This window comes from Xenorhabdus bharatensis (assembly GCF_037996705.1).
Lineage (GTDB): Bacteria > Pseudomonadota > Gammaproteobacteria > Enterobacterales > Enterobacteriaceae > Xenorhabdus > Xenorhabdus bharatensis.
The window spans coordinates 112,732-128,557 of the sequence record NZ_JBBMXG010000011.1 but is presented as its reverse complement, the minus strand read 5'-3'; the positions used below and the strand labels follow the sequence as shown (position 1 = coordinate 128,557).

14 protein-coding genes are annotated in these 15,826 nt (G+C 41.8%); 9 read left to right on the top strand and 5 right to left on the bottom strand.

The genetic code is table 11. The annotated features are described in order from the left end of the window. The first annotated feature begins 137 nt into the window (after positions 1–137). Together corA and AAC855_RS12335 are read left to right on the top strand one after the other, a co-directional pair. The gene (gene corA / locus AAC855_RS12340; protein WP_099109327.1) at positions 138–1,088 is read left to right on the top strand and encodes a magnesium/cobalt transporter CorA; all 951 of its coding nucleotides are present in this window, start codon (positions 138–140) and stop codon (positions 1,086–1,088) included. A 124-nt stretch (positions 1,089–1,212) separates the two neighbouring features. Next, positions 1,213–1,518, top strand: coding sequence for a helix-turn-helix domain-containing protein (locus AAC855_RS12335; RefSeq protein ID WP_099124160.1), 306 nt, complete (start codon positions 1,213–1,215; stop codon positions 1,516–1,518). Positions 1,519–1,594: 76 nt separating this feature from the next. Here the strand turns inward: AAC855_RS12335 and rarD are convergent, their stop codons facing one another. From rarD to AAC855_RS12320, 3 genes are all read right to left on the bottom strand, one after another. After that, the gene (rarD, locus tag AAC855_RS12330) at positions 1,595–2,485 is read right to left on the bottom strand and encodes an EamA family transporter RarD (protein WP_340609942.1); all 891 of its coding nucleotides are present in this window, start codon (positions 2,483–2,485) and stop codon (positions 1,595–1,597) included. A 301-nt stretch (positions 2,486–2,786) separates the two neighbouring features. Further along, the gene (locus AAC855_RS12325) at positions 2,787–3,572 is read right to left on the bottom strand and encodes a hypothetical protein (RefSeq protein WP_340609940.1); all 786 of its coding nucleotides are present in this window, start codon (positions 3,570–3,572) and stop codon (positions 2,787–2,789) included. A gap of 460 nt (positions 3,573–4,032) precedes the next feature. After that, positions 4,033–4,518, bottom strand: a complete 486-nt coding sequence (locus tag AAC855_RS12320; protein ID WP_340609938.1) for a thioesterase family protein — start codon at positions 4,516–4,518, stop codon at positions 4,033–4,035. Positions 4,519–4,775: 257 nt separating this feature from the next. Here AAC855_RS12320 and pldA point away from each other — a divergent pair, with 257 nt between their 5' ends. The 6 genes from pldA to AAC855_RS12290 all read left to right on the top strand — a co-directional run bounded on the left by pldA (position 4,776) and on the right by AAC855_RS12290 (position 12,445). Further along, entirely contained in the window at positions 4,776–5,636 is an 861-nt protein-coding gene (pldA, locus tag AAC855_RS12315; RefSeq protein ID WP_340609936.1) for a phospholipase A, read from the top strand. 185 nt (positions 5,637–5,821) lie between these two features. Beyond that, the gene (gene recQ / locus AAC855_RS12310; protein WP_340609935.1) at positions 5,822–7,648 is read left to right on the top strand and encodes an ATP-dependent DNA helicase RecQ; all 1,827 of its coding nucleotides are present in this window, start codon (positions 5,822–5,824) and stop codon (positions 7,646–7,648) included. Positions 7,649–7,708: 60 nt separating this feature from the next. Next, entirely contained in the window at positions 7,709–8,704 is a 996-nt protein-coding gene (gene pldB / locus AAC855_RS12305) for a lysophospholipase L2 (RefSeq protein ID WP_340610017.1), read from the top strand. Positions 8,705–8,725: 21 nt separating this feature from the next. Continuing rightward, positions 8,726–9,526, top strand: a complete 801-nt coding sequence (gene yigL, locus AAC855_RS12300) for a sugar/pyridoxal phosphate phosphatase YigL (protein WP_340609933.1) — start codon at positions 8,726–8,728, stop codon at positions 9,524–9,526. Positions 9,527–9,998: 472 nt separating this feature from the next. Beyond that, complete coding sequence (locus AAC855_RS12295) at positions 9,999–11,396, top strand: MFS transporter (RefSeq protein ID WP_340609932.1); 1,398 nt, start codon at positions 9,999–10,001, stop codon at positions 11,394–11,396. 38 nt (positions 11,397–11,434) lie between these two features. Then, complete coding sequence (locus AAC855_RS12290; RefSeq protein WP_340609930.1) at positions 11,435–12,445, top strand: LacI family DNA-binding transcriptional regulator; 1,011 nt, start codon at positions 11,435–11,437, stop codon at positions 12,443–12,445. A 9-nt stretch (positions 12,446–12,454) separates the two neighbouring features. Here AAC855_RS12290 and AAC855_RS12285 read toward each other — a convergent pair whose 3' ends face one another. Then, on the bottom strand, positions 12,455–13,660 hold the full coding sequence (locus tag AAC855_RS12285) for an MFS transporter (RefSeq protein WP_340609929.1): 1,206 nt from the start codon (positions 13,658–13,660) through the stop codon (positions 12,455–12,457). Positions 13,661–14,136: 476 nt separating this feature from the next. Here AAC855_RS12285 and AAC855_RS12280 point away from each other — a divergent pair, with 476 nt between their 5' ends. Continuing rightward, positions 14,137–14,490: a DUF805 domain-containing protein gene (locus AAC855_RS12280; RefSeq protein WP_340609928.1), complete on the top strand. Its 354-nt coding sequence runs from the start codon at positions 14,137–14,139 to the stop codon at positions 14,488–14,490. A gap of 118 nt (positions 14,491–14,608) precedes the next feature. On the opposite strand, the gene AAC855_RS12275 is transcribed toward AAC855_RS12280, so the two are convergent. Further along, positions 14,609–15,823 (bottom strand): MFS transporter, encoded by a 1,215-nt coding sequence (locus tag AAC855_RS12275; RefSeq protein ID WP_340609927.1) that lies wholly within the window; start codon positions 15,821–15,823, stop codon positions 14,609–14,611. Between the last annotated feature and the right edge of the window lie 3 nt (positions 15,824–15,826).

Below are 15,826 nucleotides of genomic sequence, written 5' to 3'. Positions count from 1 at the left end.
TCCGGTCGAATGTTGACAGGCTTTTTTCTTCTAGACCCTATGGATTTCAAAAAAGAGGTAGTTTGAAATACGACGGGTATAAGCGTAACATTCGCGCCTTACGATCAACGTAGGGAGTATAAGGAGACTTATGGTACATGCTGAACGCATTTAAATTAGAGAATAATCGCCTGCTCCGTCTTGAACTTGAAGAAGGTGATACATTATCCGACTCCATGTGGGTAGATTTGGTTGGGCTGGGAGATGATGATCGACTCCGGGTTCAGAACGAACTAGGACAAATCCTGGCAACCCGCACTGAGCTGGATGATATCGAGGCTTCGGCGCGTTTTTTTGAAGATGAAGACGGCCTGCACGTTCACTCATTCTTCTACTTTGAAGACGCCGAAGACCATGCTGGCAACTCGACAGTCGCATTTACCATTCGTGACGGTCGTCTCTACACATTGCGAGAGCGTGAACTCCCTGCATTCCGATTATACCGAATGCGCGCCCGCAACCAGACTATGGTTGACGGGAATGCTTATGAACTCCTGTTGGACTTATTCGAAACCAAGATCGAACAGTTGGCTGATGTCATTGAAAATATCTACAGTGTGTTGGAATCCCTGAGCCGGGTCATTATGAACGGTAAACAAGGGGATGAATTTGATTCAGCTCTGTCTAACCTTGCCGAGCAGGAAGATATTGGCTGGAAAGTTCGCCTTTGTCTGATGGATAGCCAGCGCGCCCTGAACTTCCTCGTGCGCCGTGCCCGTTTGCCTGCTAATCAGTTAGAACAGGCGCGTGAAATCCTGCGGGATATCGAATCCCTGTTGCCACATAACGAATCTCTGTTCCAGAAAGTTAACTTTCTGATGCAGGCGGCGATGGGCTTTATTAACATCGAACAGAGCCGGATTATCAAGATATTCTCCGTTGTTTCTGTCGTGTTCCTGCCCCCGACGCTGGTGGCTTCCAGCTACGGTATGAACTTCGAGTTTATGCCGGAATTACACTGGACCTTTGGTTATCCGGCTGCGATTGGTGTGATGATCGCTGCGGGACTGGCACCTTACCTCTACTTTAAGCGGAAAAACTGGCTGTAATCTTTCCGGCTTTCACTTTTTAAGTCGCTATTTTGGCGGCTTCTGCTGCCTCCAGTTACATAGTCAGCTATGTTTCTGGGGGATACCTCTCGTTATACTACAAAGCGACAGAAGGAGTTACTTGATGAAAGTTAAAGGTATCCCATACTCTGACGTGAAAACTACATTACTTCAAGATCCTGAGGTTTTATCAGCATATTTGGCTGAGAAGAAAAAAGAAGAGATGAGGGAGTTTCTCATTAACATGAGGAAGAAAGCGGGTTTAAATAGTAGCCAAGTTGCTGAAAAAATGGGAATTAGCCAACCAGCTGTTAGTAAACTGGAAAACAATGCAATCAACGCGAGCTTATCCCGACTGGAACGTTATGCTGAGGCATGTGGCACTTCATTGAAGATAAGCTCAGAAGATGGCGAACTTCGCTTATTTTGAACCCATTTTTTTGTTTAAATAATAACTGACCCTATTTATCAGGATGATTTCGGGTCAGTTCAGCAATAATGCCGATTTACTTCCGCAAACGGCGTTGCGTATAAAGCGCATCCAGCGTAAACAAAATCAGGGCTGCCCAGATAAACCCAAACGTGACCAGACGGTCTGACCCAATTTTCTCACCATAAACCAGTGTCGCCAGCAGGAACATCAACGTTGGTGCAAGATACTGGAAAAAGCCTAGCGTGGATAAGCGCAGATGAGCCGCCGCCGCGGTGAAAAACAGCAATGGCACAGTTGTAATAATACCCGCTGCAACCAACAGTAGATTTAGGGATATCGTGTTATTCAGCATGTTGCTCGTCGGGGTATGAGTGAAAAACAGCAGGTAAGCCAGTGCAACTGGGAATACCCAAATAGTTTCAATCAACATACCGGTTTGTGCATCTACGCCCAGCTTTTTACGGATCAGGCCATACAGGGCAAATGTTGTTGCCAGATACAGGCCAATCACAGGTACAGAGCCAAATTGCCATAGCTGAATAAAGACACCGGTGAATGCCAGCCCGACCGCAATCCACTGCATACGACGGAAACGTTCACCGAGAAATATCATTGCAAACAGCACACTGACCAGCGGATTGATAAAATAGCCAAGACTTGCTTCCAGCATATGATTATTGTTGACTGCCCAGATATAAACCAACCAGTTACTGGCAATAGTAAAGGCGGTGATGCCTAACATCAGCAGATGCTTTGGTTGCTTTATTACCGTCAGAACCTGACGCCAGTGACGAGTTATTGTCAGCATCAGTACCATAAAGAAAACCGACCAGATAACACGATGCGATACGATTTCATCGGGTGGCACGTAGTGTATTTCTTTGAAATAGATGGGAGCCAACCCCCAAATCAGGTAAGCACCTAAGGCATATAAAATACCTTTGGTTGTCTGTGGTTCGTTCATAATATCCTTGAATGTTCAGAGAGTGTTCAGAAAAAAATGAGAAGAGCTTATTAGATGTTAGCCCATAGAGCCATACAATGTGTCACTGGGTTAAGTAATTTACAAGGGGTTAATAGCATGAATGATAAATAAAAAATCCCACTCATTAAATTAGAGTTTAACTCTGTATTAATTCAACTTACTGGCTTAATAATCCAATTTAGCGTTAATGGTTAACTTTTTTAATTGGTTATTGGCGTTGTGAATAGAATATAAGAACTCGCGAGGTGGTCATTAAAGTTTACATCTTTACACTCTCAAATTACCTGAGCCCTATTATTGTTCTAATCGGCAAGCTAAATTTATCAGGGCAGTCTAACCCGCGCACTTTGACAGCAAACTCATTGTTTCTTAATTGATTACATAACTGTGCAATATCTTTCGGGGTCCAGTAGATATTTTTTCCGTATCCTATTTTCTGAGTTTTTGTTAATAAACTGTCTACTCCCCCTGATTTTAATATTCTGGCGACCATGACTGCACAATTTTTGTTAACAGGATTATAGCTGTGGCTGATTTGATGATTGCCATACGTTTTTCCATCATAGATCTCCTTTTTTTTAGCCTGCATTTTTTCAACATCTAAGCCAATGAGGTAATACTCCAGATGAGGTTGTACTTCAAAATCACTCTGAGTATTTTCGAATACTCCTTCAATGGATACAAACCCCCTGCGTATATTGGCGTCACCAACGAAACTCACATAGTTATTATCGGTTGTCCGTGATGGATGTTGTACGGATGATGAAGGCCAATCTCTTTCGGTCACGTCGTAAGGCGCTGGAGGGCTAGCACCTCGTGAAAAGACAGACTCTGTTGACGGAAGTCTTCCAACTCTAGAGAAAATAGAAGAGATAGAACGTCTTCTTTCACTTTGTGGTGTTGGATTGTCAGGTAAATCCGATGGCCAGGGGTATCTGGGGACTCCACCAACATAAATAGTGGTGTGTCCCAGTTTCCATTTTTTACAAGGATACCAGATATAGACAACAGCAGAGACGGGTTTTCCAGAGAGGATTTCTTGTTCTGCTTTTGTTCTTGGGTTCATGGTTTGCTCCTTGTTTTCTTTATTAATTGATACTTCGATAAATAATTTTTGAGACTTTTTGGTATTTCAGGCGTTAACCAATATTAGCGCGAATGCTGTGTAACCGCGATATTACACGCCTTATTTTGGGTGATATCCAAAATAGCGATCAGATTTGTTTGCGTAAAGTAAATTATGGCAGAGTATTATTAAATAATTTAACTCAGTCGGTGTAATGTTTCGATAAGCAACCATTAATCCTTGCTATTTAATCAATTATTTTTCTATATGACAATTTATTGAAGATAATTACCCAATTTTCATCAGATAAAATGTGGAGGAGCAGGAAGCAGAATAAATATGAAGAGTTGCTAATATATAATAATTTAGTTTTCATAAAGATTCAGGAGTTTCTAAGAAAATTATCCTGAAAAAAGGAATGTATTCCTTATCACATTCCTTTATTTAAGAATATTAAACATTATCCAACCAAATAAGTCCCTGTTGCACTTGCAATATGCACTTGTTTTTCATTGTGTAATTCTATCCTGGCAACAGATACTTTATTGCCGGCACGGATAATATTACTGCTGGCTGTAAATATTTCGCCACGTCCGGGGCGCAGGTAGTCAACACGCAGGTCTATCGTACCTAAAGTGGGCAAACGCTTTTTTATTTCTTCGAGCGTGACTGTTTTCATCATGTTCAGCGCCCCGCCTGCACAGACTAAACCCCCTGCAACATCAAGGATTGAAGCTATGGCTCCGCCGTGTAAGATCTTTTGGGCCATATTGCCCAATAGCTTATCTTGATTGAAAAATTGAAGCTCTGCGTAGTCGTGCTCAAAACGAATCAATTCAAGCCCTAAAAGTTGGTTGAATGGCATCTGATAAATAAAAACCTCACCTATAATTTTACGCGCTTCTTCTTGTGTTAAAGGTTGAGTTGGGTGCTGTATCGTTTCCATGTTGAACTTCCTGATAATGAGAAAAATAAATTGAATATCATTAGGGAGTTATCGTTGGTTAATAACTTGTTAAGTTTATGCTTTTATTTATCATCTTGCCAGTCTGAGAAGTGCTTCGAAAAAATAATTTATTGAAGAAAAAGTTACTATAAAAAATCCTCGTTTCGAGTTTAGAATATCTCAGTAATTTTTTGCTCTTTATATTCTTATCTTCTTACTTCTTTATCTTTGAACTGTCACGATTAGGAAAACCAGAAATGCAATTGCGGTGGAAAATACTGGTGATTACCTGTTTATTATCAACATTAGCTTATGGCTCAGATAAACAGGCTGACGCAGTTAGAGGCAGTGTAATTTCGGCAATGCTGCAAGAATATGATTCGCCTTTTATGCTCTATCCCTATGATACAAATTATATTATTTACACTTACAGTACCCGGGTAAATAAACAGGCAATTAACAGTTATGACTGGGCTGATCATGCCCGTAAAGATGAAGCCCACTTTCAGGTCAGTTTTGGTTTTCCAATATGGCGAGGTATTGTTGGCGAAAATTCATTGCTGGGAGCTTCGTATACACAGCGTTCATGGTGGCAACTCAGTAATAAAAGAGAGTCTTCTCCATTCCGTGAGACTAATTATGAACCGCAGCTATTTCTGGCATGGCTGACTGATTATGAACTTGCCGGCTGGCACCTGCGGGAAATTGAAGCGGGAATTAATCACCAGTCTAATGGTCGTCCGGAATCCACTTCCCGTAGCTGGAACCGGGTTTATGCACGGTTGATGGCACAAAAAGGAAACTGGCAGGTAGATTTGAAACCGTGGTATCGCCTGACTGAAAGTAACAGGCGTGATGATAACCCGGAAATGAACCGTTATATGGGGTATTATCGCCTGAAAGTCGGCTACCACTATGGTGAAAATGTATTTACCATGCAGGGGCGTTATAACTGGAACAGCGGTTATAGTGGCGGAGAGCTGGGTTGGAGTTATCCTCTATCTAAACATGTCCGTTTTTACGCACAATTATTCAGCGGATATGGCGAATCAATGATTGATTACAATTTCAGACAGACCCGATTTGGTATCGGTGTTATGCTGAATGATATGCTGTAATTAATTAAATACCTGTTGTCTTTCAAGTTGCCTCTTTGTTGGCTGCGTTCACTCACTCCGGTTACCGTTTTTATAAACAGACGGTTATCTAACGTTCCCGGGGCGCACCTTGTCGCCACGATGCAACTTGAAATCCACTGGGTATAATCATTTTATAAAACCAGCTCTAAAAATTGAGGAAAGGCGTGTCTACCGCAGAAGTCATCAGCACGGCATCGCTGGCTGAACAAGTATTACGAAAAACATTCGGATATCAGCAATTTCGCGCCGGCCAGCAACAGGTCATCGATGCTGTTCTTGATGATCGGGATTGTCTGGTTATCATGCCTACAGGTGGCGGTAAATCAGTCTGTTACCAAATCCCTGCTCTGGTGAAAGACGGCCTGACACTGGTGGTTTCTCCACTGATCTCATTAATGAAAGATCAGGTGGATCAACTCAGAGCGAATGGTATCGAAGCGGAGTGTCTAAACTCCACTCAGGATCGTGAACAACAGAGCGATATTATCCGTCGTTGTCGTCAGGGAAGTATTAAATTACTTTATATTGCACCTGAACGACTGGTGACTGATAACTTTCTCGACCAGTTATCCCATTGGCATCCTGTTCTGTTGGCTGTTGATGAAGCACACTGTATTTCTCAATGGGGACATGATTTCCGGCCGGAATACCGGGCACTTGGGCAATTACGCAGGCGTTTTCCTGATCTTCCCGTTATCGCGTTGACAGCCACCGCAGATAAGACAACCCGGCAGGATATTGTCCGCCTGCTGGAATTGCGTGATCCTATCATTCATATCAGTAGTTTTGATCGTCCTAATATTCGCTACACATTGGTTGAGAAATATAAGCCCCTTGACCAGCTTTGGGCATTCATTCGAAGCCAACAGGGAAAAAGCGGGATTATTTACTGCAATAGCCGGAATAAAGTAGAAGAAACGGCTGAACGGCTGCAAAAGCGCGGATTGAGCGTTGCACCTTACCATGCGGGGTTGGAAAATAACCAGCGAGCATGGGTACAGGATGCATTCCAGCGGGATGATTTACAGGTTGTTGTGGCAACGGTTGCGTTTGGCATGGGGATTAACAAACCGAACGTGCGATTCGTTGTGCATTTTGATATTCCCCGTAACATCGAATCCTATTATCAGGAAACAGGGCGTGCTGGTCGTGACGGTCTGCCGGCTGAAGCGGTGCTGTTTTATGATCCGGCAGATATGGCGTGGTTGCGCCGTTGTCTCGAAGAAAAGCCTGCCGGTGAACAACAGGATATTGAACGGCATAAACTCAATGCGATGGGCGCATTTGCTGAAGCGCAAACCTGCCGCCGTTTGGTCTTGCTCAACTATTTTGGCGAAAGCAAACAAACAGCCTGTGGTAACTGCGACATCTGCCTCGATCCACCGAAACGTTATGATGGTCTGGTGGATGCACAAAAAGCCCTGTCCTGTATTTACCGCGTTGGGCAGCGTTTTGGTATTGGCTATGTTGTTGAAATGCTACGTGGCGCTAATAACCAGCGTATCAGGGAATCAGGGCATGACCGATTACCTGTTTACGGCATCGGCAAAGAGCATAGTCAGGAACATTGGATGAGTGTTCTGCGCCAGTTGATCCATCTGGGGCTTATCAACCAAAATATTGCCAATTATTCTGCACTACAACTGACAGAAGCTGCGCGACCTATTTTGCGTGGTGAAATGCCTCTGCAACTTGCCGTTCCCCGAATTCAAAGTCTGAAAAGCAGAAATCAACAAAACAAATCATACAGTGGGAACTATGATCGTAAGTTATTCGCTAAGTTGCGAAAATTACGGAAATCCATTGCTGACGAAAATAATATTCCGCCTTTTGTCGTTTTCAATGATGTAACACTGATTGAGATGGCGGAACAGTGCCCGATAACACCTGATGAGCTTCTGCTAATTAATGGTGTCGGGCAGCGTAAACTCGAGCGTTTTGGTGATGCCTTTATGACAGTTATCCGTGAACATTTCGAAGGATTCGAATAAACGTAGCAGTATTAAGTCGTTAATCTGCAACCGGAAAGACAGCGGGTATAGAGGATGATAATGGTACCTGAGAGACTAAAAGCAAGCTGGCTAAACCGTGAGCCTCAGTTTTCTGCTTTTACAAATGGATTATTGCTGGATTTTTGGAATATCAGAGATGAACGTGAATTCATGGGTGTTGATAATATCCCTATCCGTTATGTCTCTTTCAGTTCACCTCATCATGATAAAACATTGGTGATATCTCCGGGGCGTAGCGAAAGTTATGTGAAATATCCGGAGGTAGCCTATGATTTTTACCATTTGGGTTACAACATTCTTATTATTGATCATCGCGGTCAGGGGCGTTCAGGCAGAATGCTGACGGATCCTCAGAAAGGGCATGTTGAGTCGTTTGATCACTACGTAGATGATCTGGCAAAACTGATTGAACTCGAAATTTCTTCACTTAAGTCGCATCGCTGTTATGCACTAGCCCATTCAATGGGAGGAGCAATCCTGAGTTCTCTTCTGTTACGTCATGAATCAGTATTCCGTGCGGCGGCTCTCTGTGCCCCTATGTTTGGTATTAATTTGCCGATGCCTCGTTGGATGGCAAATTTTTTAGTTAATCAGGCTGAACCCTATCCTAGGAGGCGTAACAGATATGCCGTCTTAACCGGGCAATGGCGTCCGCTACCCTATTTTATCAACCTGCTAACTCACAGTTATGCTCGTTACCAGCGATACTTACGCTATTATGTAGATTATCCTGAATTACGCCTTGGTGGCCCGACTTACCGCTGGATGCGCGAAAGTATGCGGGCTGGCGATAACCTCATTGAAAAGGCCGGCGAAATTCAGACACCACTCATCGTTTTAAAAGCAAGCGAAGATAAAGTAGTTAGTAATCGGGAGTTGTTGGCTTTTTGTGCATCCCGTCAAAAAGCCGGAGCAGGAAAAGAAGAATATAATCCTCTGGTTATCCAAGGGGCACACCATGAAATCCTGTTCGAAAAAGACGCATTGAGAGCACAGGCCCTGAATGCGATTTGTGATTTTTTTGACCAAAATTAATTTAGCTTAGGAATTTGAACCATGTACCATGTTGTTGCTTCTGATTTAGATGGCACACTGTTATCTCCCGATCACGTATTAACACCGTATACAAAGAAAATATTGAATCTGCTGACGGATAAAGGAATTCACTTTATCTTTGCAACAGGGCGTCACCACATTGATGTAGGGCAGATCCGGGATGGACTGGGTATTGATGCTTACATGATCACATCAAATGGGGCGAGGGTACATAACTCACAAGGAGATTTGGTCTTCAGCCATAACCTTGCTCCGGAAATTGCCCGTGATTTATGTTTGTTGGAATTTGATAACCCGGATGTTCTGACCAACTATTACAATAACGATGATTGGTGGGTTAATCGGGCAAGCGAGGAACAAACCGAATTCTTTAAAGAATCGGATTTCCATTATCAGATTTTCCAGCGAGACAATTTCCCTGTGAATGGGGTATGTAAGGTTTACTATACCAGCGAAGATCATGATTATCTGGTTCAGCTGGAAGAAAGGATTGAAGCTCGCTGGGGAGATAAAGTCAATGTCAGCTTCTCACTGAGAAACTGTCTGGAAATCATGTCAGGCGGTGTATCCAAAGGGGAAGCATTGGCACAGGTCTGTCAGTCCATCGGGTATGAGTTAAGTGACTGCATTGCGTTCGGTGATGGCATGAATGATCGGGAAATGCTGAGTGTGGCTGGTAAAGGCTGCATTATGGAGGGAGCACATCAGCGCCTGAAAGATACTCTGCCGGAGATGGAAATCATAGGTTCTAATGCTGATGATGCGGTGTCATGTTATTTGCAGAAAATGTATCAAGTCTGAGTGTGTTGGTTTCACTTATCAAATATAAAAACAGCATCCAATTGGATGCTGTTTTTATATTTGAAAGTCAAAATTAGCAACATTATTTTTAGATATGATAATTTCATTATTTATTATGACAAATATTATTATTTTGTAGTGTTGTTCTGTTATGACTGTCATTTTTAATTTAATTATTTATATATCATATTATTACGTGACATTTGTCTTAATGATATACCGTAATGAAAATTCCCTGCGTAGATATAGAGATTATTTTTAACCCTCTTGTTTTAAAATTTATTAATTACAATCATTAAATTTTCTATGATAGTTGTTGCTGAATTTCAATAATTAAATTCCTGTATTTTTACAGTCTACGCGAGTAGATATTCTGGTGTGTGAAAATAATCGATGAATAAAAATAATATTGTCAGAAATATTATGTTGGAGTTAAAAATTCACTGTTCCAACATTCAGGGAATACCTTGTTATGCCGTGTGAAAATACGGAGCCAGTTATCACTGAGTTACGGCATGCTTCTGAAGCGTGTCTGGCTACACCGGAAGGGCGAAAAGGGTTTCGGCGAGCGATTTTTTCCTGTTGGTTCGGTACGACGATGGAATATGCCGATTTCGCACTTTACGGTTTAGCTGCTGGTATCATTTTTGCTGATATTTTCTTTCCGGAAGTGACTCCGACAATCGCGTTATTAGCTAGTTTTGCCACTTATTCTGTCGGGTTTATTGCCCGCCCTATTGGGGCGCTCGTATTCGGCTGGCTGGGAGATCGAAAAGGCCGTAAATTTGTCATGGTTATGACTGTCATGCTGATGGGAATTTCAACGACGTTAATTGGCTTAATTCCCAGTTATGCACATATTGGTGTTTGGGCACCGATTTGTTTGGTGATTTTACGATTTATACAGGGATTCGGCGCGGGTGCCGCATTATCTGGCGGTACGGTAATTCTGGGGGAATTTGCACCACCTAAACAGCGAGGTTTAGTTTCATCCATTATCGCTCTTGGCTCTAATGGTGGAACGTTACTGGCATCACTGGTCTGGTTGCTGGTTTTGACGATGGATAAAAAGAGTTTACTGGATTGGGGATGGCGCATTCCATTTCTGTGCAGCTTTTTGATTGCACTAGCAGCCTTATTCATACGTCGCTATATGAGCGAAACGCCGGTTTTTGAACGCTATAAAGCGATGCTGGCAGAAGAACGAAGCCGGGTATTAATTGAAAAAGAACAAGATAAAATACCTGAACGTGGGCGTTGTTTTTGGCAGCGAAGTCGCGCATTTTGGCTGATGGTGGGGTTGCGCATCGGCGAAAATGGGCCGTCATATCTGGCTCAGGGGTTTATCATTGGTTATGTTGCAAACGTACTGGCGATGGATAAATTTATTCCGACAATTTCAGTACTTATAGCGTCAGTGTTGGGTTTTATCATCATCCCTCTGGCCGGTTATTTTTCTGATCGCTTTGGGCGTCGCATTACTTATCGCTGGTTTTGTCTATTACTGATTTTTTATGCATTTCCTGCTTTTTCCCTGTTGGACAGTCGTGAACCGATCGTCGTCATTCTGACTATTGTTGTGGGCATGGGATTGGCTTCACTCGGTATTTTTGGTGTACAGGCTGCTTGGGGAGTCGAACTCTTTGGTGTCACCAATCGTTACTCCAAAATGGCATTTGCGAAAGAATTAGGTGCGATGTTATCTGGAGGTACTGCACCATTGGTTGCCGCAGCTTTATTCTCTTTTAGCGGTCACTGGTGGCCCATTGCATGCTATTTTTCAGCGATGGCAGGGATCGGGTTTATTACGACATTTTTTGCACCTGAAACACGTGGCAGAGATTTGAATTTACTTGAAGATGCAATTTAATACCCTGCAATCCAATATGATGGAACTCGCATAGATATATGAATGACCGCTTGAAAAAAGTTACACGTAATGATGTTGCGAAAGAAGCCGGAACCTCGGTAGCTGTTGTCAGCTATGTGATTAACAATGGCCCGCGCCCTGTAGCTGAAGCAACTCGTCAACGTGTATTGGCAGCGATAAAAAAAACAGGTTATCGCCCGAATAATATTGCCAAGGCGTTAGTTTCTGGATCAACTCATGCTTATGGCCTGATTTTGCCGGATATATCCAATCCTTTCCTTTCTTCAGTCGCTCATGCCTTGCAGTTGGAGGCTTTTAAACATGGGCAAGTACTGCTACCGGGGGATTCAGGCGATAATCGAATGAGGGAGAAGGAGCTGATTAATAATCTGCTGAATCGTCAGATTGATGGTCTACTGTACACGAGTGTGGATCGCCATCCTTATATTGATTTGATTCAAGCCAGTGGAACTCCCTGTGTGATGCTCGATTGGGTTTATGCTGATTCAAATGTCAGTGCAATCCGAGTTAATGAACGGATTGCCGCATTTAAAGTGACTCAACATCTGACAGAGCATGGCTATCGGGATATTGCCATTATTTGTGGGCCTCTGAGCATGCTAAACACACAAGATCGCCTTTCAGGCTGGCGAGATGCGTTAGAACAAGCAAATCTGGCGATAAAGAAAGAATGGATTTTCTCTACAGATTATACCCGATTGGGAGGCTATGAAGCGACGCTACGCATGTTGAAAGGAAAGTTGCCTCAGGCCGTGTTTGCTTCCAATGAGTTGCAGGCATTCGGTTGTTTACGTGCACTGGCCGAACATAAAATAAAAGTGCCTGCCGATATCGCATTAGTTTGTTTCAATGCGACTCAGCAATCTTTGTATAATGTGCCTTCTTTGACTGCTGTTCGTCAGCCGGTTGATCAAATGGCCCAAACAGCCATCAAGATATTGAGAACATGGAGTGGCCGGGCACAGGAGTGTGAATTCGAGTTTGAATTACAAATTGGTGAGTCCTGTGGCTGCCAGCCTGAGCGATAAACTTACTTATTATCGTGCTTCACTGGGTTCTGCCTGATCTAAATACCGCCTGACCAACAACACGGCTGGTGCAATAAGGCTGATAGCAAAAACATAATTCCATACTAGTTTGTAATCACTAACAAAAATGAGTGGAACAAGCCCTGTCGCAATGATCCTGCCGCACAGTGCGAAAAATTGTCCATATGAAAATGCCCGGCCAATTACCTCAGAATCAACTTCCTGTAGAATAAGGTTGTTGCTTGATATCCGTGATGCTGAATTACTGAATCCGAGGAAAAAACCACAAATCAGAATCACTTCAAGAGTTGGAAACAGAGCGATGATACCGAGTGTCACTGTAAAAATGAGCGTGCACACTAACACCAGATTGCGTTGAGAATAATGATTGGATATTTTTCCCATAATAAAACCAACCAGAATCGCCCCACAGCCGTAGATAATCCCGTAAGTAGCATAAGAACTGATAGGTTGCTGAAGCACACTATTCATAAATGGGGGTTGGATAATATTGATTGTCATGATGCAGATGAAGGGAATTGCACCCATCGACATATAGCAAAATAAGTCAGTTTTTAAAAATGATAAAGGAAGCGTGGATTGTTGAGATTCAGGAGCACTTCCATGACTGATATTTCTGGAGGTGTAAGGGATGACTGTCAGCATAATAAGGGAAATAAACGTCATACATGCCAGTAGCATAAAAATATCAATGTCAGTTGAACCCGAAAAAGCAACGACTAATAATGCTGCAATGAGTGTCGAAGACTGGGATTCTATTTCAAGAATGGCATTAATACGATACAGCTCACTGGCCTGAAAAACATCTTTAATAAATCCCTGGCGGGTTGTATAGAAAACCGCGAAATAAATCTGAATGCAGATATAGGCACAGATTAGGGCATACAATTGGTTCGAAAATGTATTACCTGAGAGAGAAAGAAACAGGAAAAGTATCAGAACTGCAATGGTGATAAACATCAGGATTGATTTTCGGTTGAAGGAATCGATTATTTTACCAATAAAAGGAGTCAAACAAAGGACTAACACAGCAGAAAACATGGCAGTTGTTGCCAGAGCAGAAGGATCACCTGCATTATTGCTGATATACCACGGAATAAGATACATTCCTATTGCAACAGCAATTGAAGAGAAAAGATTTGCTATCAGGAAAAAAGTTATTAGTAACCATGGTCTGCCGGATAAGGTTTTCATATCATCTCAAACGATAAGAGTATGTTTATTATTTAAGCTGGGATAATAGGATGTTGTTAAATTTATGTAAATATCATGGCTGGTGTAACCGCATTTTTTGCATGTGCGCGATGATTGATAATTGATTAGAGTATTTTTCAGGAGCATCATTTCTTTTTTAAATGATTTAATTAATTATAAGCATGCTAAACAAATGTTATTTTATGGTCAGTTAATGCTGCATTAATTGGCTTTTTTTTTCTGATTAATTGATAGCTAACTTTGATATGAAGTAGAAGAATATATATTAAAATTACGTTGTATTTTATATTGGGCAGACTTTATTAATTAAATATCGGAGGATTACATGGTTTGGTCAATGTTATTTCTTTAAGGGCGTGGTGTGGACTTTAAAAGATAAGTGAGTATAAAATCCCGCATCCTTTATAGTTTGTCTCCTTTTGTTTTATAAAATTTTCTCTTAAAGAAGTAATATTATGAATTGGTATGTTCAGGTTTTAAAAAATTACGCTGATTTTTCCGGGCGTGCACGTCGTAAAGAATATTGGATGTTTTATCTGTTTAATATGCTGGCCCTTTTGGCAGTGTTTATATTATCCTCACTTCTTGGTGAGACCATCGGACTCATATTAGTTGTTCTTTATGTGGTAATAACTTTTATCCCATCACTGGCAGTATCAGTACGCCGTCTGCACGATTCTAATCGTTCTGGCTGGTGGTTATTACTGAATATTATCCCGGCTGGCGGTATTGTCGTATTTATCTTTACTCTTCTGGAAGGTACAGAAGGCAGTAATGAATACGGCGCTGACCCGAAGGGACTGCGTTAATATAGTAATATCTCTTTGATCTTTTTCTTTAGTTTGCCAAAACTATAAAAACGCTGCTTATGATTTTATAACAGCGTTTTCTTATAAATAAAAAATCACCTTATTTTTCCGCATTTCCTTATTTTAAATTCCCCCTTTTTCCTCGCAGAAGTAAATAAACTAATATTCCACTCAATACTATTACCGCCATAATAAGAGGTGTTTGTTGGGCGATTCTGGATTCCAGCACAGCACCGAAAAAGATATACCCGACAGGAACGCTGATAAACCGGGTAGAGGTAAACAGAGTCATTATCCTGCCAAACAGATTTTCAGGTACTTTGCGTTGAATCAACGTAATTTCTACGGGAGCAGAGAAACCAATGCCACAGCCGATGATAAAAAGCTGGATAAACAGAATATATTGCCCACTGAATAGAGACAAAGACAGGAAGCATAACCCAAGCAGGCTGTAGCCGGAGAGAAGGATACGGTGGCTGGAGAAATTTTTTCCATAGATACCGTACAGCAAAGAGGAAAGAGCCGTGCCTATACCAAAGCATGTCATTGAAACCCCAAGGCTGATAACGGAATTAAATTCGGTTTTATTTACGTAAGGCAGATAAACAGTCAGGAATGGGGTGATAACAAAATTGATGATTGAGCTGAGGACAAGAACAGAAAACAGTTCCTTCTCTGATTTAATGTAGCTCAAGGCTTCAAGGAAATAACGGTGCGGTAGAGAAGGGGCTTCCGTTGTCTGATTTATATCAGAGACAAAATGTTTTTTCAGAATAATAATACCAAGAGCAACAACTAAAAAGCTCACCGCATCGAAGTATAACGCATTAATTGTACCCAGCATGGCGATAATGAGTGAGCCAAAAGCAGGGCCAACAAGATCACAAATATTTTCAATGGTACTATTTATGCCATTGATTAATTCATTCTCTCTTTTATGCAGTTTTATTTCCTTTGCCAGCATAATATCTTTTGCCAGACGCCCTGGGGCATCCAGAATAGTTGAAAATATTAATAAAATCGCTAAAAGATAAAGGTGAAGAATATCCATTGTATAAAATACGGGGATGAATAAGACACTCAGGAAATTAACGAAATCTGATAATACTGAGATCCGAAATGCGCCGTACCGATCAACCAATTGTGCACTGAAAAAAACAGATAATATTAATGGCAGCATTTTGGCTGACATCACAGCAGCAACCAATAATGGACTACCTGATATTTCCAGAATTAACCAAGGAATGGCAATTTCTGTAATGGTGTTTCCCAGAATGGAAACACCATTTAATGCCAGTAAGCCACTTATCTGAACAGGGATGCGCCTTACCATATT